The organism is Bradyrhizobium sp. RDI18, from assembly GCF_043203335.1.
GTDB classification, from domain to species: domain Bacteria; phylum Pseudomonadota; class Alphaproteobacteria; order Rhizobiales; family Xanthobacteraceae; genus Bradyrhizobium; species Bradyrhizobium retamae.
Map to the genome: position 1 here is coordinate 4,425,138 of NZ_JBICRN010000008.1, position 24,197 is coordinate 4,449,334.

The following is a 24,197-nucleotide window of genomic DNA, read 5'->3' on the forward strand; positions in this document are numbered from 1 at the left end:
GCTCACTCGAACTTCATGTCGATGCATTTCGCGATGTCTGAACCGAGGCCGGACGAGATGATGATGCAGCCGCGCACCTTCGGATTATTGTTGTCGCTGGCCCACACCGCATAGCCGCCGGGGCCGAAGAACGAATTGGTATTCGGTCCCTCGGTTTCGGTGGCATCGAACGAATAACTCGAATCGGCATCGAAGATGCGGGGCTTCTTGGTGCAGCCGCCGTCGGCCTGCACGTTGATGACTTCCTTGTTGTCCCGCGTCAGCGCCATCGAGACCTGGCAGCGGAAATACTCTGACGTCTTGGCGTTGAACACGTACGCATAGGATTTGCAGGTCGCGGTGTTGAGCTTGCCCGCGCTCAATCCCCGACTGCAGGCGATCCGCTGGTTGTTGGACAGCTTGAAATTGTCAGCCTCTGCCGCTTGAGCCGGCGTCATGAACGATAGCGCAACACCAAGACCGATCTTCATGACGTGGTTCATCCTGACCATCCCTATGACGTTTTTCGCAATGCATGCTTGTAGCCGGAAAGCGAACATAGTCGCGAAGTCGGACGCGGGAAATCACAAAGTCTCAAGGGCCGTGTGATGCGTCGAAGGTGCAGATTGACGGGACGACGCCGTTCGTGATTTGTTCAAAGCATGGGGCAAGAAGCCGAAGGCTCACGGGGAGGATGGATGATGACGTGCATTTCAACGAAGACGGTTTTGACGGTGGCCATCCTGGCGGGCTTTTCGACCGGCGCATTGGCGCAAGGCGCCGCGCCGACGCCTTGGGAATTGAAGTCGGACATGGGTTACGCCTACGGCAGGGACGGCAAGACACTCGCCTACAAGCTGGGCACCAACAATGCCGGCTTGCTATTGAAGGGCGCCAAGAAAGTGCCGAAGGGCACGTTGTTCTTTCTTGGCCAGAACGGGCAGCTCTACATGCGCTCAGGCCCCTATTTGGAGGCCGACGGCAAGTTCATGTTCGGGTCGGAGTGAGCTTTCTTCCTTCTCCCCTTGTGGGAGAAGGTGGATCGCTGACGCGAAGCGGCAGCGAGACGGATGAGGGGTCTGTCTCCGCGGAGAGAACCCCTCATTCGGCGCGGATTTCATCCGCGCCACCTTCTCCCACAAGGGGAGAAGGGAAGAGGCAACCTAAAACGCTGTCGCCAACTCCTTCGCGCCGGGCTTGCTGGAGTTGAAATCCATCCGCTCATCGGTGATCGCCAATAGTTTCGCCACCGTGTTATGGCGGATCGCGACCGGATTACGCTCGTAGCCGCCGCGCTGGAAGAAATTCGAGGTCGGAACCTGCTCGCGCATCGCCTGCGGCATGGTGACCATGTCGAGGCCGGTGCCGTCGCCGGTCAGGTTCATCATTTCGAGTTCGGCCGCCGTCAGCGGACGATTGTAGCCCTTGGCGCGCGCGAAATGGACCGATGTCAGCAGCTTGTGGGTCTGCAACATCGGTCCGACGTCGACATCGAGCACCATAGCGTGCACAGCCCAGCCCTGCGGGGTGTTGGCGAGCTTCTCATGCTCGGACCAGGTATCCGGCACGGTGCGCGCAAACGCCACCATCCTTTTCAAGACGGCAAGCTTGTGGTCCATCGCCTTGCGCGGCGCGCCCGACAGCATCGCAGCCCTTGCCGTCAATTCCTTGATGATTTCGTGGCCCTGTTCGGCCAAAAGCTCGACGCTGTTGGTGGTGAGCAACTGATTGTAGCCGATCGCGGTCGAGATCGCGCGCGAGCCCGGTTTCGAGGGGTTCAGCCCCGACTGCATGTCGTAACTGCCGTTACCGCCGGTCTCGAACGAGTAGACCCGCACCGCCTGCTCGCGCGTCAATCCCGAGGCCAACGCGTAGCGGGCATAGGCGCGCTTGAATTCGACTTCGGTTGCCGGCCGTTGCGGCGTGAACTGGAAATGCTCGGCGGCCGCTTTGAGAAAATCGGCAACCACCGGCAGCGGCTTGCGCTCGCGCGGCGGCTTTTCTTCTTCCGGCTCCGGGCTGACCGGGCGCTTCGGACCGGTGTAGACCGGCGGCTGCGTCAGCACGTAATCGTTGAGCGTGATCGCCTGGCGTTCCCGGCGCTTGGCGTTGCGGCCCTTTCGCTTCTCGGAGATTGAGGCCCAATAGGCGCCCGCCTCCTCTTCGAAGGCGGCGCGCGCTTCCTGGTACTCTTTCAGCTTACGACGGTATTCGGCCATCGCCTGCGGCGAGGCGGCTTGCGCCATGGCGTCGGCGGTTGAGGGAGGGAGCGGCTCCGTCGCCACGGCAGGCGGCGCACTCGCCAGCAGCGCGAGCGCAGCTAATCCGGAACCCATGCGAATCAATGGCAGGCGCATGGCACGGTTGTAGCAAGCGCCGCCGCGATGTCAGCCCCGAAAGGGAGCGACTCATTTTCCTTCTCCCACAAGGGGAGAAGGGAGAAAGTCACTCCTGCTCGACGCCGCTGGCCTTCACTAGCTGCGACCACTTCTTCTCGTCCTTATCGATGAAGGCCGCATAATCTTCCGGCGTGCCGGGGGTGATTTCGGTGCCGTCATTGCCCAACTGCTTTTTCACCTCGTTGGAACCGAGCGCGTCGCGCAGCGCCTTGTTGAGTTGGTCGACGATCGGCCGCGGCGTGCCGGCGGGCGCGACGAGGCCGTAGTAGAGCGAAGCGTCGAAGCCGGCTAGCCCCGCCTCCATCAGCGTCGGCACATCGGGCAACAGGCTCGATCGTGTGGTGCTGGTGATCGCAAGTGCGCGCAATTTGCCGGCGGAGACGTTGGCGTGCGAGGCCGGGATCGGCGCAAACGCCATCGGGATGTGGCCGCCGAGGAGATCGGTCAACGCCGGGCCGGTGCCCTTGTAGGGGATATGCACCAGCCTGATGCCGGCGGCGCGGGCGAAATATTCGCCGGTGATGTGGCTGGCGGTGCCGGCGCCGGCCGAGCCGAAATTGACCTTGTCGGGATTGGCCTTCGCATAGGCAATCAGCTCGGCGACACTCTTTGGCGGGAATGATGGATGCAACACGAGCGAATTCGGTGCGTTGCCGATCATGCCGATCGGCGCAAAGTCCTTGCGCGGATCGTAGCCGGGGTTCTTGTAGAGCGAGGGGCCTATGGCGAGCGTGCCGGTGTACCCCAGGAGCAGCGTGTAGCCATCGGGATCGCTTTTCGCGACCGCCTTGGTGCCGACCGTACCGCCAGCGCCGGGACGGTTGTCGACCACCACCTTCTCGCCGAGTATCTCGCTCATTTTGTCAGCAATGGCGCGGCCGACGATCGAGGTGCTGCCCCCGGGCGCGAACGGAATGACCAGCGTGATAGCGCGGGCCGGATAGGTCTGCGCTTGTGAAACGTCTGTTGCTGCGCTCAGGCCGAGCATGGCGGCTGCGATGCAAAGCCACTTTCTCCCGATGGACATGGTGGGGCGACTCCCGGGTCTGTTCTTCTTCTTGACCCGGCTATCGTCTCCGAAACCACCGGCATCCGCAACCTGCAGAGCACTCTCTCTCACATGGTGAGATGATCAGCCGTTTCGGTAGCGGCGCCGATCCTATTTCCAGGCGAACACCGGCTGCTCCAGTTCGGCCACACGGGTCTCCCGTCCCGCTAGCACTTCAGCAAATTGATAGATCAGCGCCGCCGTTGGCGCGTGGATGTGCTGGCCGGCATGGCGGAAGCGGATCACGCGCCGCGCGCTTTCGGGAATCCTGGTGAAGCTGAAGACGTCGGCGCGCTCGATGTCGTCGAGCGCGACGCGGTGCACCGAGGCGACCTCCGCTGGATTGGGGACGATATCGGCGCTCGTGCCGACCCAGACCACCACCGGCGTGATCAGATAGCCTGAGCGCGTCGGGTAATCGTCGAGCAGGCCCAGCACATCGCTTTCGCCGAGGCCGACGCCGAGCTCTTCGTGGAGCTCGCGCAACGCGGCCTGCGCCGGCGTCTCGCCGTGGTCGCATCGCCCGCCCGGCAACGCCCATTGGGCGGCGTGGGCACGCAGGCTTGCGGCGCGGCGGGTCAACAGAAATGTGGTGCCCGGGCCGCTCTCGGCTTCCGTCAGCGCGATGGCGACTGCGGCGCGCTTCAGCTCAGGCTCCGCGCGCTCCGAGGGCACCCGCGTAAATGCCGCGCAAAGCTCCGCAATATTCCGCCGTGTGGTATCGTCAAATGACCTGGCCATCCCGCTTGACTACAACACCAGCGCATCAGATGAAATGACCCCGGACAGCAGATAGCCCGCGGGAAACGGAAAGCGCGACATGACAGCCAAGGCCGCGGACAAGCTCAAATCCGACGGCTGGAAGATCGTCGAAACCTCCGGCTTCCTGCACCTGATCGGCCCGCTGTGGCAGCGCGTCGTCGACGGCACGCATGAATACGCGCTTGCCACCGAGGACAAGCACCACAACCGCCGCGGCCTGGTGCAAGGCGGCGTCATCATGACCTTCGCCGACCGCACCTGCGGCATGACCGCCCGCTTCGTCTCGGGCAAGCCGACGCTGGCGACCGTGCAGCTCGATACGCACTTTGTCGAAGCCGGCAAGATCGGAGAGGTTTTGGTGTCGAAGCCGCACGTGGTGCGCTCCACCCGCAGCCTTATTTTCATCACGACGGAAGTGACAGTCGACAGACGCTGCATCGCGATGGCGAGCGGCGTGTTCAAGATATTGAAGAGCGAGGGTTGACCCCAATGCAATACCGCCAACTCGGCCGCAGCGGCCTGAAGATTTCACCGATCTGCCTGGGCACCATGATGTTCGGCGGCCCGACCGATGAAGCGACGTCGTCGCGCATCATTGCGAAAGCGCGCGAGGCCGGCGTCAACTTCATCGACACCGCGGATGCCTATAATGGCGGCCAGTCCGAGCAGGTGGTCGGCCGTGCCATTTCAAACAATCGCACGAACTGGATTCTTGCGACAAAGCTTGCCAACCAGATCGGCGACGATCCCAATCGCGGCGGGCTGTCGCGGCGCTGGGTGATGCAGGCCGCGGACGAAAGCCTGCAACGGCTCGGCACCGATTTCATCGACATCTATTATTTGCACAAGGAGGACCACGCGACGCCGCTGGAGGAGACGGTGCGCGCGATGGGCGATTTGATGCGCCAGGGAAAGATCCGCTATTTTGGCGTCTCCAACTACCGCGCCTGGCGCGTCGCCGAGATCTGCAACATCTGCGACAACAACGGCATCGATCGCCCGATCGTCAGCCAGCCCTATTACAACGCCATGAACCGAATGCCGGAGGTCGAGCACTTTCCGGCTTGCGGCTATTACGGCCTCGGCATCGTGCCCTATAGCCCCTTGGCGCGCGGGGTGCTGACCGGCAAGTACAGGCCGGATGCGGCGCCCGACCAGGACACGCGTGCGGGGCGCGCCGACAAACGCATGATGCAGACCGAATGGCGACCGGAATCGCTGCAGCTCGCCCAGGAGATCAAGCGGCATGCCGAAGCGCGCGGCATCACTGCCGGGCAATTCGCGGTTTCGTGGGTACTGAATTCGTCATTCGTGAGCGGGGTGATCGCGGGCCCGCGGACCGAACAGCAATGGGATGATTATATCCAGGCGCTCGACTATCGCTTCACGGCGGAGGACGAGGCGCTGGTCGACCGGCTGGTGGTGAGCGGCCATCCCTCGACGCCGGGGTTCAATGACCCGGCCTACCCGATCGAGGGCCGGCGGGCGCGAGCGGATGGCCAAGCTCGATGAGCGGAAGCAGCGGTTCCGCGGCGACCCACGACCTGGCGTTGCATCCAGGCTAAAACGCTCGGTAACGGGATAGTAACTTCGCCCGTAGATTACTTCCCTGTTCAAGTGGGAGGTCCATGTGGTGGACGAGCACAGAATAGCACCACGGCGCCGGCTCTTGAAGTCGGGCAAGATTTCGTTTGGCGGCGCAGTCATCGATTGCACGGTGCGCAACCTTTCCGAAACCGGCGCTGCGCTCGAAGTGAGTTCCCCGGTCGGCATTCCCGAATGCTTCACGCTGGTGATCGAAGCCGACCACATCCACGTGCCGTGCCGCGTCGTCTGGCGAAAAACGACGCGGATCGGGGTTCATTTCGAAACCTGACTCGTTCGAAACCTGACGTGCGGACTCCAGCAGCCATCGCGCGCGGCACGCGACCGCGCACGACAATCGTCTGAAACACACGCCGAGTCGCGGACTCGAAGAGTCAGTGCCTGGATTCGAGACTGACGATCACGCCTGTCGGCTCGGGCTCGTGTGGCGACAATTTCGTCAGCGTCTCATCGCTCCAATAAGCAAGGTTTACGATCATGCCGATTGTGGTTTCCCGCTCGGAAGCCTCGGTCGGCTCCAGGACGTTGAGCCCGCCGCTGTCGAGGAAGAATGTATGATCCCCAAACATGCTGGCTAGCTGCGGAACCACCGGATGATCGTCGGGAAGCGCTTGGGCTTCGAATTGCGTCAGAGCGCGTTCCACCTGTGCCGAGTTCAATTTCATGCACGATCTCCTTACTTGGCTTCTGGTTGGTGAGCACCGCGTGACGGCCTTGGCCGCGCGCGGCTCTTCTGCGGAGGGAATTGACGTCAAGCGTGTCGAATCCTGATCGCTCGTCCCCACCGGCGCCGCGCGCCGGCTCGCAGTTTCGCTTTCAATTCCGCAAGCAAGCCGAATTGAAGTCGGGACAGTGGTGCCTCTTGGCGCCGCTTCAACCCGGCAACGAAATTAAATTCGCAATGTTCCGCAGAAAGGCATGTTTGAAATCGCACGGAACCAGGCGGAAAGTTCCGGCGATCCACCGCGTGACTGCCACCGACTACTTCCCGTCGGGAATGGGATGCCGCCTTGCCAGTTCGTCGAGCGGCAGATGCGCTTCCTCGTCGCTCAGCGCAAAACGCACGATGACATCCTGACGCCCGACCTGCCCCCAAAGCCCATCCGATGACCACTTCTGCGGCGCAGGCCCTCGCAGCCCTTCGACCCAGACAAAGTACCATTCCGTCATCGCAGCACCTCCTGGGTCTTCGATCAGGTCTCTTCGATCAGGTCTTGGACCGGAACCAGATGCCTCGCGGCCTCGTTGGAATGACATCGCCTCACACGCATCCTGAGAGAAGGATTTCGCCATGGAGATCAAGAATTTCAAGGACATGTACATTGCCGAACTGCAGGAACTGGTGAGTGTCGAGGACCAACTTGCGGAAGCACTGCTGCGGATGGCAGCGGCGGCATCCCACCCGGCACTCAAGGACGCGCTGGTGGACCATCACGCGGAGACGATCACGCAGAAGGACCGCCTCATGGCCATCCTTCGCCAGCATGGTGCTGACCCGACGGCGCATGTCGACCAGGCCATGGAGGCGCTCGTCCGTGAGACCCGGAAGATGCTCGCGATGCTGGAGGGCGACGACCTTCGCGATGCCGGCCTGATCGCATCCGCCCAGAAGCTCGAGCATTATGAAATCGCCGCCTACGGCTCGGCCGCGGCCCTTGCCGGTCAGTTGGAATTGCGCAACGACCAGGCGACGCTGCACGAGAGCCTGATGGAAGAGAAAGAGATCGATGCGCTGCTCACCGATATCGCCAAGGGTGAGGTCAATCCGGATGCGCTGGCGGCGTGACTAGCGCGCTGGCGCTTCCAAACGCTTCATCCGCACGAGCATGAGGTGCAGCGTCTGTGACGCTGCCACTCAGGACGGCGACACGCACTGACAGCGTCATCGCGGCGATCTTCAGCGTGTTCGGGATTTGGGCCCGCTGCTCCTGGGTTCGGATTCAACTGTCAAACAGCGAGAGGGTGTGCGTCGGCGTTCTCGCGGCGTGAAGCGCCCGAGCCTTGCTTGAACTTCCGCCCTCCATCGAAACAAGGGCGCAGGGAAAGCCGGATGCACGCTGCACCCGCGGTCTCGTGTGCTGTTTGCGCATAAGGAAATGCACACGAGCATACAGGGCAGCGGAGGCATTCCGGCTTTCCCTGCGCGATGGGTTACGGCTTACTTCGTGCTCTTCCCGGAGAACGGCTCTTTTGCCTCCGTCGCCCCCGAGAAGCTTTCGCTTCTTAAGGACTTAACGCCAGCACCGCGGCGTCCGAACCACACGACTTCGCCGTCCGCTACAGGCGCCGACGTCAGCTAGCGCCATTCACGTCCACCGCATCTCACCGCGCGTTCGTGACGTGGCCAACGCCCCTTGGGTGGGTGAGACGCGGAGAGTTATGCCGGTGATTTGGGTTGCAAGTTAAGCGGAATATTTTTAGTTGCGGGGCTTGACACAATTTCTGAAAATCAGAAGTGATTTGCCCGTCGTGCCAATTGGTCGCACCGCGAGCGCAAATCTGCGCTTGCGCGCCCAGACAATCCACCCGCCAGCAGAGCCGGGATATCGTTCGCAGGATAGGGTTCGAACAAGTTGCCCGCATGAGCGGAGCGATATGCGGGAGGGCACTGACCAAAACACGGATATTGCTTCGCTCATCCCAGCTACGCGTGCGGCAGAAGCCGGGACGTCTCGATCGATCAGACTCACGTCCGATCTTCGCCCTCGCGACGCTCCCTGTAATGGGGACTGGCGGCCTCGTCATGACCGCTTCGGCTGCTGAAGAACATCAGCGCCATCAGGCCGCATCCGATCAGAAGCGAGAAGAACGTACCAAGGCCAAGGGCGATCCAGCCGTGCGTGCTCATCGGAACGTCGCTGCTTGCGTTCCAGACGTAAGCGGCCCACACGCCCGTAAGGAGAAGCAGAGCACCAAGTACAATGAGCAGGACTATTTGCCCCGAGCCGATCTTGGCTCTTTGCGAAGATCGCTGCATGCACCAACTCCATCTTCCGGTGAACCAAACAGACTGGAGCGTGTCCGTTCCTAAGGAACTGACCTTTTCTTCCCCTCAGCGCCTTCACCACCCGCTTGCGGCTGCTGCCGACCCACCGGCCACGCGCGCATGATCCTGATTGCGTCCACGCAGCGACTTCTTCGCTTTCTTCGCCATTTTGCATTTCCTCCGAATGCCCGCAGGGCAACGCGAGACATGGAACTGAGTTTCGGATCACGCGAATTGCGCGAGGCCGTGTCCGACCGACCAATTCTCTTTCGCGGCCTCAAGAACGTTCACGAACACGTTCTCCGGCCGGATGCCGGGGCTTTCGGCGAGCAACCCCGCCGTCCGCCGGAACAGCGCTTTCTTCTGTTCCGGAGTGCGGGTGTTGAACACGGTGATCTGGATGAACACGACATCGTCGCTCCGCGCGACGCCATAGGCATCGCCGTAGCGGAAGTTCGCCGCGTCGTGTTCGGTGATGGTCATGAACTGGTCGTCTTCAGGCACGTCGAGCGTTTCGCGCATCGCGCGGTAAAGGCTGTCGAAGATCGCCTGCCGGTAGGCTTCCGGCTTTCCGGCACGCAGAGAGATGTGAATGAGCGGCATCCTCGGATCCTCCTTGACGAAGCGAGCTATCCCGGTAGTTTTTGACACGATGCCTAAAAACCGTATCCGTTATTAACACCATGTCAAATACTTTTTGCGTACCCAGACCCTCATGGTGAGGAGGTGCGCACGCGCTCTCGGCCTCGTCCTTCGAAACGCTTGCTTACGCAAGCTCCTCAGAGCCCGGGAGGCCGCGATAGGACCTGTGGAGTGGAGAAGAGAAACATGAGGCCGCGAGAGTTCGACCACGACGACGTCCTGCGCATCGCGTTCGATCAATTCTGGCGCAAGGGGGTGCGCGGCACGTCGCTGTCGGACATTGCGCGTGACGCCGGCGTCCAGCGCGGCAGTCTCTACAATGCCTTCGGCAGCAAGGAAGCGCTGTTTCTCTGCGCCTACGAGCGCTATGCGAGCGAATATCTCGGCTCTGTCCAAAAGGCGCTGGGCTCCGGGACTTTGCGAAAGCGCCTCACGGCATTTTTCGATCTGACCATAAAGAACTTCCGTTCTGGCTCGCCGCCCCGCGGATGCCCAACCACGCGGGGATTGATGGAGCTCGCGTCGGTCGAAGGCGAAGGGCTGGATGAGAACGCGCGCAAAACCTTCGCGGGTCTGGTGGCGCGCATCACCGGCCTGGTTCAGGAAGTCTTGTCAGAGGGCCTCAAGCGGGGCGAGTTCAACGGCGACCCCGGGACCGCTGCATTGCACATCGTCACCGTGACGCGCGGATTGGCCGTGCTCGAACGCGCATTCGGCGACGAGGTCCAGTTGCGGAAGATTGCCAGGCACACAGTCGATCTCGTACTTGGCAAGGATTGAATCAGAGCCTCCCGGCAACCGGCTTGAAGCACTTAAGGGCGACTGGCGGGCTAGCACATCAACGATCAATGGCGGCTCGTATTCAGATGGACCGATGTGGGTCCTGTAGACGTGGAGATAGTCGGCTATCATTAGGAGCTTGCACATGGCAAAGAAACTTCCGCCGATTCATCCCGGCGAAATCTTGCGGGAAGAATTTTTCGTTCCGCTCAAACTGACACCCTACGCCGTCGCGGCGCTGCACGTGCCGCGTACCCGGATCGAACGCATCGCGCGCGAGGAAAAGCCCGTGACGGCCGACACTGTTCTGCGGCTCGGCAAGTTCTTCGATACCGGTGCTGCGTTCTGGATGAACATTCAGGCGCGTTTCGATCTCGAGACGGCCGAAGACGCGCTCGCCTCGCAGATCAAGAAGATCGCGTCTTACAAGACGGCGTGAGCGCGAGGGTGCGCTTTGTTTCCAGCACTGGACTGCAAGGTGGGAGACTTTCCCTTATGTTTTTCCGGCGAGTGTCCCATCGGAGCGGCGGTGCATGGCTCGCTAGATATGGCGGCTATGCGCCGACAGCCGACACGAGCCCCACTGAATCACGCAGAAAGTTGGTGCAAGATGCTGAACCGTCGTCATAGATACCGAATTGGCGATGGTCAGTCAGCGTGCGCCACCAGCAACCACGCTCAGCGCAATATGCTAGGCTGTGCGCACGACGCGCCTGATCAGAGCGGCGCTGCAAGGGGAGACCAAGATGGAAGTCGCCGATCTGGTCCTTCCTGTGTTTGCGATTATCGTCACAGGCTGGCTGGCGGGTTGGCTTGGCTACATATCGCGGTCGCTGGCCGACGGGCTCGTGCATTTCGCCTATAACGTCGCGATGCCGGCGCTGCTGTTCGTCACCATCGCGCAGGAGTCGGTACGTAATCTTCTGGAATGGCGCTTTCTGCTGGCATTTGGCGGTGGCTCCATCCTGTGTTTCGCGCTGGTCTTTCTGGCAGTTCGCGTGGGGTGGGGGCGCGACGTCGGCAGTAGTACGATCCATGGAATGACAGCGGCGATGACCAATACCGGATTCGTGGCGCTGCCGATCCTGCACTCCATCTACGGGCAGCCTGCCGTTCTGCCCGCCGCCATCGCAACCGTGTTCGTGGCGGGGGTGATGTTCCCCGTGACTGTCATCCTCTTGGAAAGCCAGGGACGCGGCGTGCCCGGGAAAGCGGCACGCTCCGTCGTCCTTGCGAAGCAGATCGTGCTCAATCCGATGGTGCTATCAACCCTGATCGGTCTGGCGTGGGCGATCACAGGCTTCCCGATTCCGGCCCCGCTCGCCGCCTATCTGAACATCTTCGCGGCCGCGCTCACGCCGTGCGCTCTCTTCGCCATAGGGCTTGGCCTCTCGGTTGAAGGAATACGCTCGAACCTCAGAGCGTCCATCGTGCTCGCGGCCGTAAAGCTCATGATCATGCCGTTGATCGTCTACGGCCTGTGTGTGGCGTCAGGCCTCAATCCGCTCTACACGATCGCCGCTGTCGTCTGTGCCGCCGTGCCGACCGCCAAGACGGTGTATATCCTGGCAGGCGAGTACAAGGTGGAGGAACCGCTGGTCGCAGCCACGGTCTCGATCACGACGCTGCTGTCGGTCGCGACGCTGCTGGGCTGGCTCTACGCCCTTCCAGGACTCCCGGCACAGGCGGGCTAAGACGCCGAGGCGCTAAGCGCACGTGTATGTCCGGATAGTGCACTTAATCAAAAAGGGAACGTTTGGTGCACGGTCACCGGAATTTGTCATTTCCCCCTAAGCTCCTCTGCCATCCTGTTTGCCAATCACGCAGCGCCATGCCGCCAGGCGCTCGGCCGGATGCTGCTTCATCCACTCGGCGAGTTGCGGCGCGCCCATCAGGCAGGACCGCACCGACAAGGCGACGAAGTCCGAAGTGGTGACGGTCTGCTCGTGGCAGTTCGTCGGAGAGGAGAGACTGCATAGCACGGCGATGATCTTGATCACGACAGGAGACCCCTATCGCCACGATTGACGCTGGCGACCGAATGACCGATCGGTGCCTTGCCCTGCCGCTCGCTGACCGGTTCAGCCGGCGGGAAGATGCTGTCGTATATCGCGCGGGCTTCTCGAATTAAGCGCGCTCGCTCGCGCTCAGCCTTCGGGACAAATCGAATAACTTCACCCATATTCACTCCAAACCTCGATTAGAGAATGGTTCCACCATGAGATGATGGAAATCATTTAATTCAGATCTAAGATCCCAACTCCAACTTGGAAGCGGTGCAGGTGGTAACGAGGAATAAAAAGCTTGTGACCGGGCGCCGGCATCCAAACACCACAATATTTGCTTCCGCAGGGTTGGCTGTGAATGCGATTTTCCCGCATGCAGCAAGTAGGCCCGCATGAGCTTACGGGTCTGCGCGAACGCATGCCCGCGACGAGCGCAGTGATGACAGGCTCCATAAGGGATCGGCACCAACCAAAAGCCGGATGACCGCCTCGCTCATGCGGCTATGCTTGCTGTTCGCTGTTCGTCGCCAAGCCGAACAGATACAAGCAATACGCGTAAATCGTCGGTCGCGCTGCGTAAGGCGGCGGGGCAATCTAACAACAAGAAAAGGGTGGAATGTCATGCATGGTAAGGTCGTCGCGCTGGTTGCAGCAGCATTTGGGGTCGTAGCTTGCGGACCAGCTTGGGCGGGATGGCCGGACGACAAGCCGATCGAAGTTGTCATCGGTTTTGCTCCCGGTGGCGGAACCGACGTCATGGCGCGCAAGCTGCTGCCGTTCGTCGAGCAGAGATTGGGCGGCAAGGCCAAGTTTGTTGTGCTGAACAAGCCTGGTGCCGGCGGAGAGATCGCGTTTGCCACGATTGCCCGCGCCGCGCCGGACGCTTACGCGATGGGCGTGGTCAATGTGCCAGGCTATAACTTCATTCCGATGACGCGAAAGACACAGTACAGCATGGATGAAATCCGTCTGGTCGCGCGCGTGGTCGACGATCCCAGCGTGATCGTAGTGCCCTCAGAAAGCAAGCTTGCAAGCGTTGCGGACGTTCTGGCTGCGCTGCGCAGCAAGCCGGGTTCGGTAACATTCGGCCATAATGGTGCGGGCACGAACGGACATCTGGCGATCCGCATGCTGGCAAACGCCGCCAAAGTCGAGCCCAACGAAATCTCCTATCGCGGAACGGCCGCGCAAAGGACTGATCTCTTGGGTAGCCATCTGCAGGTTGGAATGGTCAGCCTCAGCGAGATTCCCGAGCTGCACGGCTCCAACAAGGGACAGCTCCGCGCAATTGCAATTCTGTCGAAGCAGCGTTCTCCGTCCCTCCCCGACGTTCCGACGGCAGAGGAAGCAGGCATCCCGGTCACGATGACCGCAGAACGCGGCTTCGCCGTACCGAAGGCCGTTCCAGACGACGTCGCCAGAAAGCTTGAAGCTGCGATTGCGGACGGCTTGCGCGATCCCGAATACATCAAGAGCTCGCCCGGCGACGCCCCCGTTCTCGCGTTCATGCCCGGCACAGAATGGCAGAAGCGTCTTGACGACATGAACCAAGTGCTGCGGCCGTTTGCGGAAGAGATGCGCGCGCAAGAGCAGAAGTGAGAGGGTGTCACGCTGGGCACACCCTCTTGGCCCTCGTTGAGCTCGACGTCCAAATCGGGAATTGTGCGAGACGACGGGCAATCGCCAAGAGGGAGCCGGAGGCGGGCCGTAGATCCGGCCCGCCTCCGCGACCTCAAGCGGTCACGAGGAAATTCCCGGCGTTCAACTCGGCCGGAAGAAGACCCAAGAACAGCACCTGATCGCCCCCGCCGAGATCAAGGGTAGTACCCGAAGCGCCCGCGCTCAGATTGTCCAACGGGTCGAAGTCGGCTCCAAAGCCTTCCAACACGACGACGTCCTGCGTCACGTCGAAGTCGGTAATGGTATCATCGCCTCCTTCAGACTCGCGAAAGATAAACTGATCAGCTCCACCGAGACCTGCGAGGTTGTCGTCACCGGCACCGCCTTCGATCGTATCACCAGCATTGCCGCCGAAGATGGTGTCATTCCCGCGGTCTCCGAAGAGGCGGTCGGGCGCGTGATCCGCCAACTGTTGGTTGGCGACCGCCCGGATGAGGTCGTCACCGTTACCACCAAAGATCGTGTCGGCGGCAACGTCGCCGCCTCGCAGCGTGTCATTTCCGGCGTCTCCAAACACGACATCGCCCGTAGGGTCGTTCCAGAGGATCATGTCATCGCCGGCACCGCCGAAGACTGTATCCATTCCGGCCATTCCGACAACGGTGTCGTTGCCGCGACCGCCGAAAACCAGGTCATTGCCAGCGCCTGTATTGATATTGTCGTTTCCCTGGCCGCCCCTGATAATGTCGTCGCCATCGCCGCCTTCAAGTCTGTCCTTGCCGGCAAGGCCACGGATGATGTCATTGCCGCCGAGCCCGGGAAGAAAATCGTCGCCCGGCGTTCCGACGACAACGTTGTCGTTGTCATCTGCGATTGCGATCAACTGACCCCGGATCTCGCCGCCCTGAAATTGATTCGTGTGGACGTTGAAATAGATCGGGATCTCCGATCCCACCGGAGCTGAGCCCAATTCGTCCGCGAAGTTGGTGATTGAAACGCTGGCGGGGTCCGTCGTCTCCCATCGACCGCTTACCGTCCAGGAGCCATCCACATTCAGGGCGATGTTGAGATCATCTTCGTCCTGCGCCGGGTTGATCTGCCCGAAGACAACGGGCCCGTTTGCTCCTCGCACTTCATTGTGGAAATGCGTGGAGATGACGTCGTCGTCGGTCGACGGCGTCTGGGCGGGACCGCCCGTAATCGGGCCATAATCGACGCCCTCGATCTGAAACGTATAGCTCGCGGCAATTTCCGTGCTGTCAAAGATGACGGTGCCGAGACCGCTTGCAGTCGAGTTGTTCGGGGGACTTCCTGAGAGCCTTCGAGAACCACGCGGAACGCTGTGGACATGAGAGCCTCCTGCTCTTTTGCTCAGCAGGTCGGGCGGCCAGCGACGCCGGCCTGCACATGTGGCAGATGTTGCACCCGGCTCGCGCCGGCATGGATTAGGCGCCGCGTCGCTCCGCCATCGCGGAATCGGCGCGTTGTCCTTCTCGCGGTATTTCGGCCGAGAACAAGGGATCGCTGGATCGCGCCAAGCTGGGTCCGCCGCTGTAGGCCATCGACCGGGCGTTATTGTGACCCTTTTGCGCGATCGAGGCATTGTGATGCAATGTCCGGTTGCCGACGCTGAGCTTATGTTCTGGTGCCACCCAGCATGCACATCTCGATCGCGCACAACCTTGGAACCATCAGCATGCAGCCCTCATGAGCGAAGCGACATGCGGGGATGGGGTATCAATGAAAGCCCCCGGACATCGCGGAGCCTGTCATCACTCCGCGAGCGCCCTTGCGCTCGTCGCTGGGCGCGCATTCGCGCGACCCGTTGGCTCATCCGGACTTGCTGTATCTGCTTCACACCTTCGCTGGCGGAAGGGTTTCAGGTCGTTCGCCGGTGGCGGCCGCGAAATCCCATGGACAAAGAAAGCGAGGCAAGTTGTCGGGAGCCGCGCCGGTCGTTCGTCCTCAGGATGCAAAGCGCAAAAAACTGGATACCTAACGGTGGGAAAGATCGTCGCAATCACGCACATCACTTTCGACAGCGTCATGCAATCACCGGAGTCCTCCAATGACCCCCACCATCACAGCTTTTGAACGGTCGCCCGACCGCGGCAAGGGACAGGCACGTGACATGCCTGTTCGTTGGGCGCTCGAAGAAGTAGGCCAACCGTACGACGTTCGTCTTGTTTCGTTCGACGAGATGAAGGAGCCCGCGCATCGTGCGCTTCATCCATTCGGGCAGATTCCGACCTATGAAGAAGGCAATCTCGCCCTGTTCGAGTCGGGAGCGATCGTGTTCCATATCGCGGAGCGCAATAGTAGCCTGCTGCCGAACGATGCGAATGCCCGGGCGCGCGCGATCACATGGATGTTTGCCGCGCTCAACACGGTCGAGCCGCCGATTGTTGATCGCGAAATGGCCACGCTCGTGGAGCGCGACAAGACCTGGTACGAGCAGCGCCTGCCTATCCTCGAGGATCGCGTCCGTGGCCGGCTGGACGAACTTTCCCGTCGGCTTGGCGATGCCGACTGGCTCGATGGCGCGTTCAGCGCCGGTGACCTGCTGATGGTAACGGTGCTGCGCAGGTTGAACGGATCGGGCCTATTGGACGAATATCCGAACCTCTCCGCCTACGTCGCCCGCGGCGAAGCGCGGCCGGCCTTCAAGCGTGCTTTCGACGCTCAATTGGCGGTTTTCACTGCCGCGTCGACCGGCTGATCAAGGCCGCTCTGCGTCACTTGGGTTTGAGTCCATCGGTGCGAATGTGCCGTTGCGGCACAAAGCGACAGGAATCAGTTTAAGTGCACTGGACTGCACCCCTGGAATGAGACACGATAATTTCTGTGACAGGCTCATTTTGAGGATGACCTGTGGCAGCAAGTGCAAAGAACCGTCAGTATCCGACGGCGTACAAATTGAAGACGATCAAGCGTGTCGAGCAAGGCGAAGCCGTTCTGCCTGTGGCCCGCGAGCTTGGGATATCGCGCAAGCTCCTGCATGACTGGATCAAGGCGTGGAAGGCCCATGGGCCTGAGGGGCTGAACCGCAAGCCCGGGCCGAAGCCTGGTCCCCGCAAGCTCAAGCCGTTGCAGCCGGAGGCAAACAAGCGCTCTGCACTCGCCCGGGCGAACGCGCGCATCGCCGAGCTTGAACGGCTGGTGGGCCGCCAGCAGATGGATATCGATTTTTTTCGAAAAGCCTTGCGCGCAATGGAGCGGCCGGCAACGCAAGGCAAACCCGCATCCGCATCATCGAAGTCATCGAAGCCATGACGCTCGAGGCCGCCGGGTCGCACGCCGATGTGCAGCACCTGTGCAGGCTCGCAGGCCTGCCGCGCGCGACCTATTACCGGCACCTTGCCGGACGCGACGATGAAGCCGGTGAGTGCGAGTTGCGCGATATGATCCAGCGAATCTGCCTCAAGCACCGCTTCTATGGCTATCGGCGGGTGACAGCGACGCTCAGGCGGCAGGGCATGGTGGTGAATGGCAAGAAAATACAGCGGCTTATGCGCGAGGACAATCTCCTGGCCCAGCGCAAGGCGCCGTTCCTGAAGCCACCTGCTGAGAGGCCTTCGGCCTTTCTCATCGTGCCCAATCTGGTGCGCGGCCTCGTGCCGTCGGCGCCGGATCAGATCTGGGTCGCCGACATCACCTATGTGCATCTCGCCAGAGCCTTCGTCTATCTTGCCGTCATTCTCGACGCCTTCTCGCGCAAAGCCGTCGGCTGGGCTTTGGAGAACACGCTCGATGCCTCGCTCGCCATCGCCGCGCTGGACACAGCCCTCGAAGCCCGAAAGCCGCAATCCGGCAGCCTGATCCATCACTCCGATCGCGGCGTGCAATACGCCTCCATCGCCTATCGCCAGAGGCTCGCTGAATACGACATCACCATCAGCATGAGCCGACCGGGCAATCCCTTCGACAACGCCAAGGCCGAAAGCTTCATGAAGACGCTGAAGATGGAGGAGATCAACAGCAGGGCCTTCGCTGACATCAGAGACGCCCGCCGTCGCATCAATGGCTTCATCGCAGAGGTCTACAACAAAGATCGGCTGCACTCGGCGCTCGGCTACCAATCACCGCTTGAGTTCGAAACCGCGTTCGCGCAAAACAAAGCACGATAACGCATCATGGCAACCGCACTGTCACAGAAATTATCGTGTCTCATTCCAGGGGTGCAGTCCAGTGCTGTCACCGTAATTCCCTGTCACCGTAATTAGACATGAATTCTCGCTCTGAGCCTTGACAGGGCTTATGGGCGATGTGGTGTTCAAGGGTGGCGTGGACACAACGATTGAATGCCAAGTCTAGTGTCGCTGTGTGGGGGCGCTATTCCGCCTTTTCCGAATCCGGCTGCGGATCGCTCTTGGTCAGCTTCGGCGAATCCACGTATGGCAACGTTGCCTTGCGCGTGGCCTCAAACCACGGCGCCCAGACAGCTCGCGCGGCCTCGGCCCACAGCGCGAACGGGTTCATCGCGCGCAGATATTGCTCGAAGGCATCGAACGAGGGCACCGCCAGCATGTTGATGGAAATCTGCTCGCGATCGCCCTCTGCCGAGCGGCGGTGGACAATCTCGATCTCGAGGCCGGGCAGACGGGCGGTGGCGCGCATGGGCTCCGGGTGTCGTGGAGTCGATCGATCAGGCTCGGACAAGGGATTTCTCCGTTTGGTGCCCTGATACACGTCGGCCCGGCTTCAGACTACGCCTGGCAGTTCACATCATCGACAAGATCTGAAGAGAAGATATGTAGCGAGAGCAAGAGTGGGAGGAATCGTTATGAGCACCACCGAGGTTGCCAAGCAGTTCACCGCCGCACTCAAAGCCGGCAAGTTCGACGAGGCTGAGCGCTTCTGGTCGGACGACGTCGTGAGCTACGAGGCCCAGGAGGGGCCCATGCACGAGGTCCGCGGCCGCGCGGCGGTGCACGGCAAGGGCGAATGGTGGACCGCCAATCATGATGTGCATAGCTTCGAAGCCGAGGGGCCTTATGTGAACGGCGATCGCTTCGCCCTGCGCTTCAAGATCGACGTGACGCCCAAGGCGACCGGCCAGCGCACGCAGATGGACGAAATCGGCCTCTACACCGTCAAGGACGGCAAGATCGTCGAGGAGCGGTTCTTTTATTGATCGCTTCGAGAGGACGTCATGGTGCCCAGGGGCGGGATCGAACCACCGACACTGCGATTTTCAGTCGCATGCTCTACCAACTGAGCTACCTGGGCATACTCGCGGAGCCCAGAGAGGCCGTGCGAGCGGGCGGTTTATAGAGAGGTCAGGCGGTCATGTCCACCCGCCTTCGCCTGCGGCTTCGGCGCGGCGCGCCCCGCTTCGGGCTCATCCCCAAACATTTGGCGAATCACCATTATTCGGCGTCTTCGGGGTCGGTGGGGCGGCCGGGGATGACGTAGCGGCCGGAGAGCCAGCGGTTCAGGTCGACGTCGCGGCAGCGTTTGGAACAGAATGGCAGCGTGGCCGGATCGGCCGGCTTGCCGCAGACCGGGCAGGGTTTCGGCGGCGGCTTGGGCGCGCCGGCATCCTTGGGGCCATCCTTCGGGCCGCCCTTGGGGCCGTCAACTGGCATTGAGCCAGCCGAACCGGATCGGGAAGCCCTCCCCGCCGAGCAGCGTGACCGATTCGTAAAGCGGCAGCCCAACGACGTTGCTGTAGGAGCCGACCATCTTGACCACGAAGGAGCCGGCGATGCCCTGCACGGCATAGCCGCCGGCTTTGCCGCGCCATTCGCCGGAGCCGATATAGGCCTGGATGTCATCCTCGCTCAAACGCTTGAAGCGCACGCGGGTTTCGATCAGGCGTTGGCGGAACGCCTCCTTCGGCGTTACCAGGCAGATCGCGGTGTAGACGCGGTGATTGCGCCCCGAGAGCAGCCGCAGGCACTGCGCGGCCTCATCCACCAGATTGGCCTTCGGCAGAATGCGGCGCCCGACCGCGACCACGGTATCGGCGGCAAGGATGAAAGCGCCGCGCAGCTCGTCGTCAAGGTGGACGGATTTCAGCGCTGCGTCGGCCTTGGCCCGCGCCAGCCGGTTGGCGCAGGCGCGCGGCAGCTCGCCCCGCTTCGGGGTCTCGTCGACATCGGCCGGGCGCAGCGCGTCGGGCTCGATGCCGGCCTGGTTAAGCAGGCTGAGCCGCCGCGGCGAACCGGAAGCAAGAACGAGTTTGGGACGGCCAAGCATGCTGGATGTGTCGGGGAGATAAGGATTCGGATGGATCGCGCGCGGAACCTATCGGAAGGCACTCCATTCCACAACCGGGGAACAAGTCATTGTTGAAACTCCACTATCTCCGTCGCCCCTGCGAACGCAGGGGCCCATAACCACAGGCCGTTGTCGTAGGAATGACAGGCAGCGACTGGCTGCCTCAAATCGCGCGGCCGCGGCGTATGGGTTCCTGCTTTCGCAGGAACGACGGTGAGAGCATTACCCGCTCGCGGCGCCCGCCTTGGCGAAGCGGCGGCGGATGCGCATCATGAGCCCGTCGCAGACGTCGCGATAGGCGGCGAGCTTTTGCTCGCGGTTGCCTTCCGCGTCGGTCGGATCCGGCGTCGGCCAGTATTCGACATCGGCGGCATGCGTGCGCGTGAGCTCCAGCGCCTTGTGGTGGGCTTCCGGCGACAGCGTGATGATGAGATCGAAATTGAGCCCTTCCCAATCCTCGAGCTCCTCGAACGTCGTCGGCTTGTGGCCGGAAATATCCTGGCCGAGCTCGGCCATCACGGCGACCGCGAACGGATCGAGCTCGCCCTTCTTGACGCCGGCGGATTTCACATAGAGTCCTTGCGGAAACATCTGCTGCAACAGGCTCGCCGCCATCGGCGAGCGCACGCTGTTCAGCCCGCATGCGAACAGCACGGCCTGCGGATTGCGCGCGCGGGGCGGCGCCTCCATGCGTCAGGAAATCCGGCCATTCGGCGTCATGCTTTCCTTTTTGCGCATGACCTTATCCGAAAACCGCTTCGCACTTTTCGGCGTCATGCGTCCTGCCCCTTCCAGTGCAGCACGCAGATCAGCGTGAACAGGCGGCGCGCGGTTTCGAAATCGACGCGGACCTTGCCTTTCAGCCGCTCCTGCAGCGTGCGCGAGCCTTCGTCATGGATGCCGCGGCGGCCCATGTCGATCGCCTCGATCTTGTCAGGCGTGGCGGTGCGGATCGCCTGATAGTAGCTGTCGCAGATCATGAAATAGTCCTTCACGATCCGCCGGAACGGCGTCAGCGACAGCAAATGCGCGACCACGGGCGTGCCGTCCTCGCGGCGGATGTCGAACATCAGGCGGTTGCCGGTAATGGCGATGTGCAGCGTATACGGCCCCTGCACCGCGCCGTCCGGCGCGAACAGGTTCTGCTCGATCAGGTCGTAGATCGCAATCGCCCGCTCATGCTCGATATCGGGGCCGGAACGCCCGATCGATTCCTCATCGAGCGTCACCGCGACGATGCGGTTGTGCTGGTCATCGTCTGGCGGCGGCTTGTTCATGGCAAATTGAGGCGCAATCCGACGGAGCGTGAATGGGCATCCAAACCCTCGGCCTTGCCCAAGGTCATCGCGGCGGGCCCCAGCGCGCGCAACTGGTCCGGCCCGCATTTGAGAATCGAAGTGCGCTTCATGAAGTCTAGCACGCCGAGCCCGGACGAAAACCGCGCCGAGCGCGCGGTCGGCAGCACGTGGTTGGAGCCGCCGACATAATCGCCGATCGCTTCCGGTGTGTGGGCGCCGAGGAAGATCGCGCCGGCGTTGCGGACCTTTGCCGAGAGCGCTTCCGCATCCGCGGTCATGATTTCGAGATGCTCGGCCGCGATCGCATTCGCCAGCTCGACCGCGTCGTCGAGCTCTTTCACCGTGATGATGGCGCCGAAATCGTTCCACGAGGCCCGCGCGATCTCGGCGCGGGGCAGCGTCGCGAGTTGCGACTCCACCGCGCGCTCGACCTCGGTGGCCAGGTCTGCGCTGTCGGTGATCAGGATCGACTGCGCGCTGGCGTCATGCTCGGCCTGCGCCAGCAGATCGGCGGCGATCCAGCCGGCATTTCCGGTCGCGTCGGCGATGACGAGCACTTCCGAAGGACCCGCGATCATGTCTATGCCGACCTTGCCGAACACCTGCCGCTTGGCGGCGGCGACATAGGCATTGCCTGGGCCGACGATCTTGGCCACCGGCGCAATCGTCGCCGTGCCATAGGCCAGCGCCGCCACCGCCTGCGCGCCGCCGACGCGATAGATTTCGGAGACGCCGCCGAGATGGGCGGCCGCAAGCACCAGCGGATTGAGCTTGCCGTCCGGCGACGGCACCACCATGACGACGCGCGGCACGCCGGCGACCTTGGCCGGCACCGCGTTCATCAAGACCGAGGACGGATAGGCCGCCGTGCCGCCGGGCACGTAAAGACCGACCGCATCGACCGCGCTCCAGCGCCAGCCGAGCTCGACGCCAAGCGCATCGATGAAGCGCTCGTCCTTCGGCAACTGCCTCTGGTGGAACGCCTCGATCCGGTCGCGGGCGAATTTCAGCGCGTCGATGGTTGTGGCATCGCAGGCCTTCACGGCCGCGTCGATCTCGGCCGCGGTCACGCGCAGGCCGGCCGCGTCGAGCTCAAGCCGGTCGAACTTCCTGGTCGCCTCGATCAGGGCGGCGTCGCCACGCGCGGCCACGTCATCCACAATCGCCCGTGTGGCGCGCTCGACATCGGCCGACACCTCGCGCTTGGCGACGAGGAATTGCTTGAATTTCGGATCGAAATCGGCGCTGCTGGTATCCAGGCGGACGGGCATGGCGGCTTTCTGAGAGACGTCGGAGGCCCCTGCTCAATGGCGCGGCGGCCAAGGGCCGTCAACCCTCCACGTCGTCCCTGCGAAAGCAGGGACCCATAACCACCGATGTCCCGCTTGGGTCACGCTGGGGCGGCAATCCGCTTGACACCTCGCATTTGTGGTTGATGGTGTGGACGGCCCCCTACGGCATCAGTGTGCCAGAATGAGGTTGTTGCAAATCTCAGACAAGGGAGCCGTCCGTGAAGCAGATTAGCCGCATTGGAATGGATACGTCGAAGTATATTTTTGTGCTGCATGGAGTTGATGCGGCGGAGCAGGTGGTGTTGCGCAAGAAACTTTCGCGCAAGCAGGTGCTGGAGTTCTTTGCCAAATTGCCGCCGACCGTGATCGGGATGGAGGCCTGCGGGGCTTCGCAATATTGGGCGCGGGAGCTTCGCAAGCTTGGCCATGAGGTGAAGCTGATGGCTCCGCAATTGGTGAAGCCCTATGTGACGCGGAACAAGAATGACTGGCGGGATGCGGAAGGCCTGTGTGAGGCGATGAGCCGGCCGAGCATGCGGTTTGTGCCGGTAAAGAGCGCCGAGCAGCAGGCTGCATTGATGCTGACAGGAATCCGCGATGGATTGATCGCCCGGCGCACCCAGTTGACCAACACGATCCGCGGCCATGCGGCGGAGTATGGCCTGATTGCGCCCAAGGGGTTGGACAAGATCGAGCCGTTGTTGGCGCAGATTGCCCAGGACGAGACGCTTCCCGCGATGGCGCGCGAGCTGTTTACGGTGCTGGGCCGCGAATGCACCAGGCTCGAGGGCGAGCTGGAGGCGATCGAGGCCAAGCTGATGGCCTGGCACCGTGGCGATGCCATGGGCCGCCGGCTGGCAAAGATCCCTTCGGTCGGCCCGATCGTGGCGACGGCGCTGGTGATGAAGACACCAGATCCGCGCGCGTTCCGCTCCGGTCGTCACTTTGCGGCCTGGCTCGGCCTCACGCCCAAGGACCATTCCACCGCCGGCAAGACCAGGCTCGGCAAGATCACCCGGGCCGGCGATGAGGACCTTCGTCGCCTGCTGGTGATCGGGGCGACCGCGGTGATCCAGCAGGCCAGGCGTGGCCGCGGCCATCACTCGCGCTGGCTGCTGGCATTGATCCAGCGCAAGCCGCCGAAGCTTGCGGCCGTAGCGCTCGCCAACAAGGTGGCCCGCATCGCCTGGAAGCTGATGGTCACGGGGGAGGCGTACGACGCGACGCGGATCAATGCCACGGCGGCAGTTGCCGCTTAAACAGGTCAAACAGGTTGGCCGACCGGCGGCTCGTCCGCCGACCGACCCGGAAGCTGCAAGAGCAGATGGAGCGATCGAGCAACGATGCGAGACAATCCGTGGGACCCATTGGCCGCCAACAGGCCGCTAGGTTGTTTGGAACTCGCATCGCGCAACCCATCTTGGCCAGCGGTCAACACACCGCATTCACAGGCCGGACATATGGATGCAAGCGATCCGATCTCACTCAAAAAGCTCTTGTGCCACGGGGGCCGTCCACATATGGGTCCCTGCGTGCGCAGGGACGACGATAGAGGGGA

Annotated in this window: 31 protein-coding genes, 1 tRNA gene and 1 pseudogene; 15 read left to right on the forward strand and 18 right to left on the reverse strand. The window is 62.1% G+C overall.

Translation table 11 applies throughout. The features are described 5' to 3' along the window. Positions 1-2 precede the first annotated feature (2 nt). Complete coding sequence (locus ACFXS9_RS30445; RefSeq protein WP_392695310.1) at positions 3-482, reverse strand: hypothetical protein; 480 nt, start codon at positions 480-482, stop codon at positions 3-5. Positions 483-680: 198 nt separating this feature from the next. On the opposite strand from ACFXS9_RS30445, the gene ACFXS9_RS30450 reads away from it, so the two are divergent. Beyond that, entirely contained in the window at positions 681-986 is a 306-nt protein-coding gene (locus ACFXS9_RS30450; RefSeq protein ID WP_392695313.1) for a hypothetical protein, read from the forward strand. Positions 987-1,142: 156 nt separating this feature from the next. On the opposite strand, the gene ACFXS9_RS30455 is transcribed toward ACFXS9_RS30450, so the two are convergent. The 3 genes from ACFXS9_RS30455 to ACFXS9_RS30465 all read right to left on the reverse strand — a co-directional run bounded on the left by ACFXS9_RS30455 (position 1,143) and on the right by ACFXS9_RS30465 (position 4,167). Then, the gene (locus ACFXS9_RS30455; protein WP_392695316.1) at positions 1,143-2,336 is read right to left on the reverse strand and encodes a hypothetical protein; all 1,194 of its coding nucleotides are present in this window, start codon (positions 2,334-2,336) and stop codon (positions 1,143-1,145) included. Between the two features lie 88 nt (positions 2,337-2,424). After that, positions 2,425-3,405 carry a Bug family tripartite tricarboxylate transporter substrate binding protein gene (locus ACFXS9_RS30460; protein ID WP_392695318.1) on the reverse strand — a complete coding sequence of 327 codons (981 nt, stop codon included), beginning with the start codon at positions 3,403-3,405 and terminating at the stop codon, positions 2,425-2,427. A 132-nt stretch (positions 3,406-3,537) separates the two neighbouring features. Next, positions 3,538-4,167 (reverse strand): NUDIX hydrolase, encoded by a 630-nt coding sequence (locus ACFXS9_RS30465; RefSeq protein ID WP_392695320.1) that lies wholly within the window; start codon positions 4,165-4,167, stop codon positions 3,538-3,540. Between the two features lie 79 nt (positions 4,168-4,246). Here ACFXS9_RS30465 and ACFXS9_RS30470 point away from each other — a divergent pair, with 79 nt between their 5' ends. The 3 genes from ACFXS9_RS30470 to ACFXS9_RS30480 all read left to right on the forward strand — a co-directional run bounded on the left by ACFXS9_RS30470 (position 4,247) and on the right by ACFXS9_RS30480 (position 6,064). Further along, a complete protein-coding gene (locus ACFXS9_RS30470; protein WP_392695323.1) occupies positions 4,247-4,672 on the forward strand; it encodes a PaaI family thioesterase in 426 nt (141 codons plus the stop codon). Positions 4,673-4,677: 5 nt separating this feature from the next. Next, positions 4,678-5,700, forward strand: coding sequence for an aldo/keto reductase (locus ACFXS9_RS30475; protein ID WP_392695325.1), 1,023 nt, complete (start codon positions 4,678-4,680; stop codon positions 5,698-5,700). A 121-nt stretch (positions 5,701-5,821) separates the two neighbouring features. Then, positions 5,822-6,064, forward strand: a complete 243-nt coding sequence (locus ACFXS9_RS30480; protein WP_392700102.1) for a PilZ domain-containing protein — start codon at positions 5,822-5,824, stop codon at positions 6,062-6,064. Positions 6,065-6,167: 103 nt separating this feature from the next. On the opposite strand, the gene ACFXS9_RS30485 is transcribed toward ACFXS9_RS30480, so the two are convergent. Beyond that, positions 6,168-6,458 carry a hypothetical protein gene (locus ACFXS9_RS30485; protein WP_028348084.1) on the reverse strand — a complete coding sequence of 97 codons (291 nt, stop codon included), beginning with the start codon at positions 6,456-6,458 and terminating at the stop codon, positions 6,168-6,170. A 316-nt stretch (positions 6,459-6,774) separates the two neighbouring features. Next, positions 6,775-6,963: a hypothetical protein gene (locus ACFXS9_RS30490; RefSeq protein ID WP_028348083.1), complete on the reverse strand. Its 189-nt coding sequence runs from the start codon at positions 6,961-6,963 to the stop codon at positions 6,775-6,777. A 121-nt stretch (positions 6,964-7,084) separates the two neighbouring features. Here ACFXS9_RS30490 and ACFXS9_RS30495 point away from each other — a divergent pair, with 121 nt between their 5' ends. Continuing rightward, positions 7,085-7,579, forward strand: coding sequence for a ferritin-like domain-containing protein (locus ACFXS9_RS30495; RefSeq protein ID WP_392695328.1), 495 nt, complete (start codon positions 7,085-7,087; stop codon positions 7,577-7,579). 900 nt (positions 7,580-8,479) lie between these two features. On the opposite strand, the gene ACFXS9_RS30500 is transcribed toward ACFXS9_RS30495, so the two are convergent. Together ACFXS9_RS30500 and ACFXS9_RS30505 are read right to left on the reverse strand one after the other, a co-directional pair. Next, positions 8,480-8,770 (reverse strand): hypothetical protein, encoded by a 291-nt coding sequence (locus tag ACFXS9_RS30500; RefSeq protein ID WP_392695330.1) that lies wholly within the window; start codon positions 8,768-8,770, stop codon positions 8,480-8,482. A gap of 234 nt (positions 8,771-9,004) precedes the next feature. Continuing rightward, the gene (locus tag ACFXS9_RS30505; protein ID WP_392695333.1) at positions 9,005-9,382 is read right to left on the reverse strand and encodes a tautomerase family protein; all 378 of its coding nucleotides are present in this window, start codon (positions 9,380-9,382) and stop codon (positions 9,005-9,007) included. A gap of 225 nt (positions 9,383-9,607) precedes the next feature. Between ACFXS9_RS30505 and ACFXS9_RS30510 the strand changes: the two genes are divergently transcribed. The 4 genes and pseudogenes from ACFXS9_RS30510 (at position 9,608) to ACFXS9_RS30525 (ending at position 11,895) form a co-directional block, all read left to right on the forward strand. Beyond that, positions 9,608-10,201, forward strand: a complete 594-nt coding sequence (locus ACFXS9_RS30510) for a TetR/AcrR family transcriptional regulator (protein WP_392695335.1) — start codon at positions 9,608-9,610, stop codon at positions 10,199-10,201. A gap of 7 nt (positions 10,202-10,208) precedes the next feature. Next, positions 10,209-10,336, forward strand: a pseudogene (locus ACFXS9_RS30515) (type II toxin-antitoxin system RelE/ParE family toxin); the annotation flags it as partial. A 10-nt stretch (positions 10,337-10,346) separates the two neighbouring features. Continuing rightward, entirely contained in the window at positions 10,347-10,640 is a 294-nt protein-coding gene (locus ACFXS9_RS30520) for a HigA family addiction module antitoxin (RefSeq protein WP_392695338.1), read from the forward strand. A 307-nt stretch (positions 10,641-10,947) separates the two neighbouring features. Beyond that, the gene (locus tag ACFXS9_RS30525; protein ID WP_392695340.1) at positions 10,948-11,895 is read left to right on the forward strand and encodes an AEC family transporter; all 948 of its coding nucleotides are present in this window, start codon (positions 10,948-10,950) and stop codon (positions 11,893-11,895) included. Between the two features lie 96 nt (positions 11,896-11,991). On the opposite strand, the gene ACFXS9_RS30530 is transcribed toward ACFXS9_RS30525, so the two are convergent. Continuing rightward, positions 11,992-12,201 (reverse strand): hypothetical protein, encoded by a 210-nt coding sequence (locus ACFXS9_RS30530; protein ID WP_334383854.1) that lies wholly within the window; start codon positions 12,199-12,201, stop codon positions 11,992-11,994. After that, the gene (locus ACFXS9_RS30535) at positions 12,198-12,383 is read right to left on the reverse strand and encodes a hypothetical protein (RefSeq protein ID WP_392695343.1); all 186 of its coding nucleotides are present in this window, start codon (positions 12,381-12,383) and stop codon (positions 12,198-12,200) included. Before ACFXS9_RS30535 ends, ACFXS9_RS30530 begins: the two co-directional genes overlap by 4 nt. 445 nt (positions 12,384-12,828) lie before the next feature. Between ACFXS9_RS30535 and ACFXS9_RS30540 the strand changes: the two genes are divergently transcribed. Further along, positions 12,829-13,806 carry a tripartite tricarboxylate transporter substrate binding protein gene (locus ACFXS9_RS30540; protein ID WP_392695345.1) on the forward strand — a complete coding sequence of 326 codons (978 nt, stop codon included), beginning with the start codon at positions 12,829-12,831 and terminating at the stop codon, positions 13,804-13,806. 133 nt (positions 13,807-13,939) lie between these two features. Here ACFXS9_RS30540 and ACFXS9_RS30545 read toward each other — a convergent pair whose 3' ends face one another. Beyond that, the gene (locus ACFXS9_RS30545; protein WP_392695348.1) at positions 13,940-15,430 is read right to left on the reverse strand and encodes a calcium-binding protein; all 1,491 of its coding nucleotides are present in this window, start codon (positions 15,428-15,430) and stop codon (positions 13,940-13,942) included. Positions 15,431-15,895: 465 nt separating this feature from the next. On the opposite strand from ACFXS9_RS30545, the gene ACFXS9_RS30550 reads away from it, so the two are divergent. The 3 genes from ACFXS9_RS30550 (at position 15,896) to ACFXS9_RS30560 (ending at position 17,954) form a co-directional block, all read left to right on the forward strand. Then, on the forward strand, positions 15,896-16,546 hold the full coding sequence (locus ACFXS9_RS30550) for a glutathione S-transferase family protein (protein WP_392695350.1): 651 nt from the start codon (positions 15,896-15,898) through the stop codon (positions 16,544-16,546). A 152-nt stretch (positions 16,547-16,698) separates the two neighbouring features. Further along, positions 16,699-17,100, forward strand: a complete 402-nt coding sequence (locus tag ACFXS9_RS30555; protein ID WP_392695353.1) for a transposase — start codon at positions 16,699-16,701, stop codon at positions 17,098-17,100. Continuing rightward, a complete protein-coding gene (locus ACFXS9_RS30560; protein WP_392695356.1) occupies positions 17,097-17,954 on the forward strand; it encodes an IS3 family transposase in 858 nt (285 codons plus the stop codon). The genes ACFXS9_RS30555 and ACFXS9_RS30560 overlap by 4 nt, the downstream gene beginning before the upstream one ends. A gap of 205 nt (positions 17,955-18,159) precedes the next feature. On the opposite strand, the gene ACFXS9_RS30565 is transcribed toward ACFXS9_RS30560, so the two are convergent. Then, positions 18,160-18,444 carry a hypothetical protein gene (locus tag ACFXS9_RS30565; protein ID WP_392695358.1) on the reverse strand — a complete coding sequence of 95 codons (285 nt, stop codon included), beginning with the start codon at positions 18,442-18,444 and terminating at the stop codon, positions 18,160-18,162. A 166-nt stretch (positions 18,445-18,610) separates the two neighbouring features. Here ACFXS9_RS30565 and ACFXS9_RS30570 point away from each other — a divergent pair, with 166 nt between their 5' ends. Further along, positions 18,611-18,961: a SnoaL-like domain-containing protein gene (locus ACFXS9_RS30570; RefSeq protein ID WP_392695361.1), complete on the forward strand. Its 351-nt coding sequence runs from the start codon at positions 18,611-18,613 to the stop codon at positions 18,959-18,961. A 19-nt stretch (positions 18,962-18,980) separates the two neighbouring features. Here the strand turns inward: ACFXS9_RS30570 and ACFXS9_RS30575 are convergent. From ACFXS9_RS30575 to hisD, 6 genes are all read right to left on the reverse strand, one after another. Further along, positions 18,981-19,056, reverse strand: a tRNA-Phe gene (locus tag ACFXS9_RS30575). A 140-nt stretch (positions 19,057-19,196) separates the two neighbouring features. Next, on the reverse strand, positions 19,197-19,415 hold the full coding sequence (yacG, locus tag ACFXS9_RS30580; protein WP_392695364.1) for a DNA gyrase inhibitor YacG: 219 nt from the start codon (positions 19,413-19,415) through the stop codon (positions 19,197-19,199). Then, on the reverse strand, positions 19,405-20,028 hold the full coding sequence (locus ACFXS9_RS30585; RefSeq protein WP_057845441.1) for a Maf-like protein: 624 nt from the start codon (positions 20,026-20,028) through the stop codon (positions 19,405-19,407). Before ACFXS9_RS30585 ends, yacG begins: the two co-directional genes overlap by 11 nt. A 243-nt stretch (positions 20,029-20,271) precedes the next feature. Then, entirely contained in the window at positions 20,272-20,739 is a 468-nt protein-coding gene (locus tag ACFXS9_RS30590; protein WP_392695367.1) for a low molecular weight phosphatase family protein, read from the reverse strand. 83 nt (positions 20,740-20,822) lie between these two features. Further along, the gene (locus ACFXS9_RS30595; protein WP_392695369.1) at positions 20,823-21,326 is read right to left on the reverse strand and encodes a UPF0262 family protein; all 504 of its coding nucleotides are present in this window, start codon (positions 21,324-21,326) and stop codon (positions 20,823-20,825) included. Continuing rightward, positions 21,323-22,618: a histidinol dehydrogenase gene (gene hisD / locus ACFXS9_RS30600; RefSeq protein ID WP_392695372.1), complete on the reverse strand. Its 1,296-nt coding sequence runs from the start codon at positions 22,616-22,618 to the stop codon at positions 21,323-21,325. The genes ACFXS9_RS30595 and hisD overlap by 4 nt, the downstream gene beginning before the upstream one ends. 239 nt (positions 22,619-22,857) lie before the next feature. On the opposite strand from hisD, the gene ACFXS9_RS30605 reads away from it, so the two are divergent. Continuing rightward, positions 22,858-23,898, forward strand: a complete 1,041-nt coding sequence (locus tag ACFXS9_RS30605) for an IS110 family transposase (RefSeq protein ID WP_392690879.1) — start codon at positions 22,858-22,860, stop codon at positions 23,896-23,898. Positions 23,899-24,197 lie beyond the last annotated feature (299 nt).

Excerpts from the sequence above, each read along its gene's own strand:
- ACFXS9_RS30475 (WP_392695325.1), top strand. The coding sequence starts at position 4,678 with ATGCAATACCGCCAACTCGGCCGCAGCGGCCTGAAGATTTCACCGATC.
- ACFXS9_RS30545 (WP_392695348.1), bottom strand. The coding sequence starts at position 15,430 with ATGCCTCGATCGCGCAAAAGGGTCACAATAACGCCCGGTCGATGGCCT.
- ACFXS9_RS30510 (WP_392695335.1), top strand. The coding sequence starts at position 9,608 with ATGAGGCCGCGAGAGTTCGACCACGACGACGTCCTGCGCATCGCGTTC.
- ACFXS9_RS30455 (WP_392695316.1), bottom strand. The coding sequence starts at position 2,336 with ATGCGCCTGCCATTGATTCGCATGGGTTCCGGATTAGCTGCGCTCGCG.
- ACFXS9_RS30525 (WP_392695340.1), top strand. The coding sequence starts at position 10,948 with ATGGAAGTCGCCGATCTGGTCCTTCCTGTGTTTGCGATTATCGTCACA.
- ACFXS9_RS30495 (WP_392695328.1), top strand. The coding sequence starts at position 7,085 with ATGGAGATCAAGAATTTCAAGGACATGTACATTGCCGAACTGCAGGAA.
- ACFXS9_RS30505 (WP_392695333.1), bottom strand. The coding sequence starts at position 9,382 with ATGCCGCTCATTCACATCTCTCTGCGTGCCGGAAAGCCGGAAGCCTAC.
- ACFXS9_RS30570 (WP_392695361.1), top strand. The coding sequence starts at position 18,611 with ATGAGCACCACCGAGGTTGCCAAGCAGTTCACCGCCGCACTCAAAGCC.
- ACFXS9_RS30550 (WP_392695350.1), top strand. The coding sequence starts at position 15,896 with ATGACCCCCACCATCACAGCTTTTGAACGGTCGCCCGACCGCGGCAAG.
- ACFXS9_RS30595 (WP_392695369.1), bottom strand. The coding sequence starts at position 21,326 with ATGAACAAGCCGCCGCCAGACGATGACCAGCACAACCGCATCGTCGCG.
- ACFXS9_RS30560 (WP_392695356.1), top strand. The coding sequence starts at position 17,097 with ATGACGCTCGAGGCCGCCGGGTCGCACGCCGATGTGCAGCACCTGTGC.
- ACFXS9_RS30565 (WP_392695358.1), bottom strand. The coding sequence starts at position 18,444 with ATGCGCGCCACCGCCCGTCTGCCCGGCCTCGAGATCGAGATTGTCCAC.
- ACFXS9_RS30470 (WP_392695323.1), top strand. The coding sequence starts at position 4,247 with ATGACAGCCAAGGCCGCGGACAAGCTCAAATCCGACGGCTGGAAGATC.
- ACFXS9_RS30500 (WP_392695330.1), bottom strand. The coding sequence starts at position 8,770 with ATGCAGCGATCTTCGCAAAGAGCCAAGATCGGCTCGGGGCAAATAGTC.
- ACFXS9_RS30590 (WP_392695367.1), bottom strand. The coding sequence starts at position 20,739 with ATGGAGGCGCCGCCCCGCGCGCGCAATCCGCAGGCCGTGCTGTTCGCA.
- ACFXS9_RS30465 (WP_392695320.1), bottom strand. The coding sequence starts at position 4,167 with ATGGCCAGGTCATTTGACGATACCACACGGCGGAATATTGCGGAGCTT.
- ACFXS9_RS30445 (WP_392695310.1), bottom strand. The coding sequence starts at position 482 with ATGAACCACGTCATGAAGATCGGTCTTGGTGTTGCGCTATCGTTCATG.
- ACFXS9_RS30585 (WP_057845441.1), bottom strand. The coding sequence starts at position 20,028 with ATGCTTGGCCGTCCCAAACTCGTTCTTGCTTCCGGTTCGCCGCGGCGG.
- ACFXS9_RS30535 (WP_392695343.1), bottom strand. The coding sequence starts at position 12,383 with ATGGGTGAAGTTATTCGATTTGTCCCGAAGGCTGAGCGCGAGCGAGCG.
- yacG (WP_392695364.1), bottom strand. The coding sequence starts at position 19,415 with ATGCCAGTTGACGGCCCCAAGGGCGGCCCGAAGGATGGCCCCAAGGAT.
- ACFXS9_RS30460 (WP_392695318.1), bottom strand. The coding sequence starts at position 3,405 with ATGTCCATCGGGAGAAAGTGGCTTTGCATCGCAGCCGCCATGCTCGGC.
- ACFXS9_RS30520 (WP_392695338.1), top strand. The coding sequence starts at position 10,347 with ATGGCAAAGAAACTTCCGCCGATTCATCCCGGCGAAATCTTGCGGGAA.
- ACFXS9_RS30450 (WP_392695313.1), top strand. The coding sequence starts at position 681 with ATGACGTGCATTTCAACGAAGACGGTTTTGACGGTGGCCATCCTGGCG.
- ACFXS9_RS30540 (WP_392695345.1), top strand. The coding sequence starts at position 12,829 with ATGCATGGTAAGGTCGTCGCGCTGGTTGCAGCAGCATTTGGGGTCGTA.
- ACFXS9_RS30490 (WP_028348083.1), bottom strand. The coding sequence starts at position 6,963 with ATGACGGAATGGTACTTTGTCTGGGTCGAAGGGCTGCGAGGGCCTGCG.
- ACFXS9_RS30485 (WP_028348084.1), bottom strand. The coding sequence starts at position 6,458 with ATGAAATTGAACTCGGCACAGGTGGAACGCGCTCTGACGCAATTCGAA.
- hisD (WP_392695372.1), bottom strand. The coding sequence starts at position 22,618 with ATGCCCGTCCGCCTGGATACCAGCAGCGCCGATTTCGATCCGAAATTC.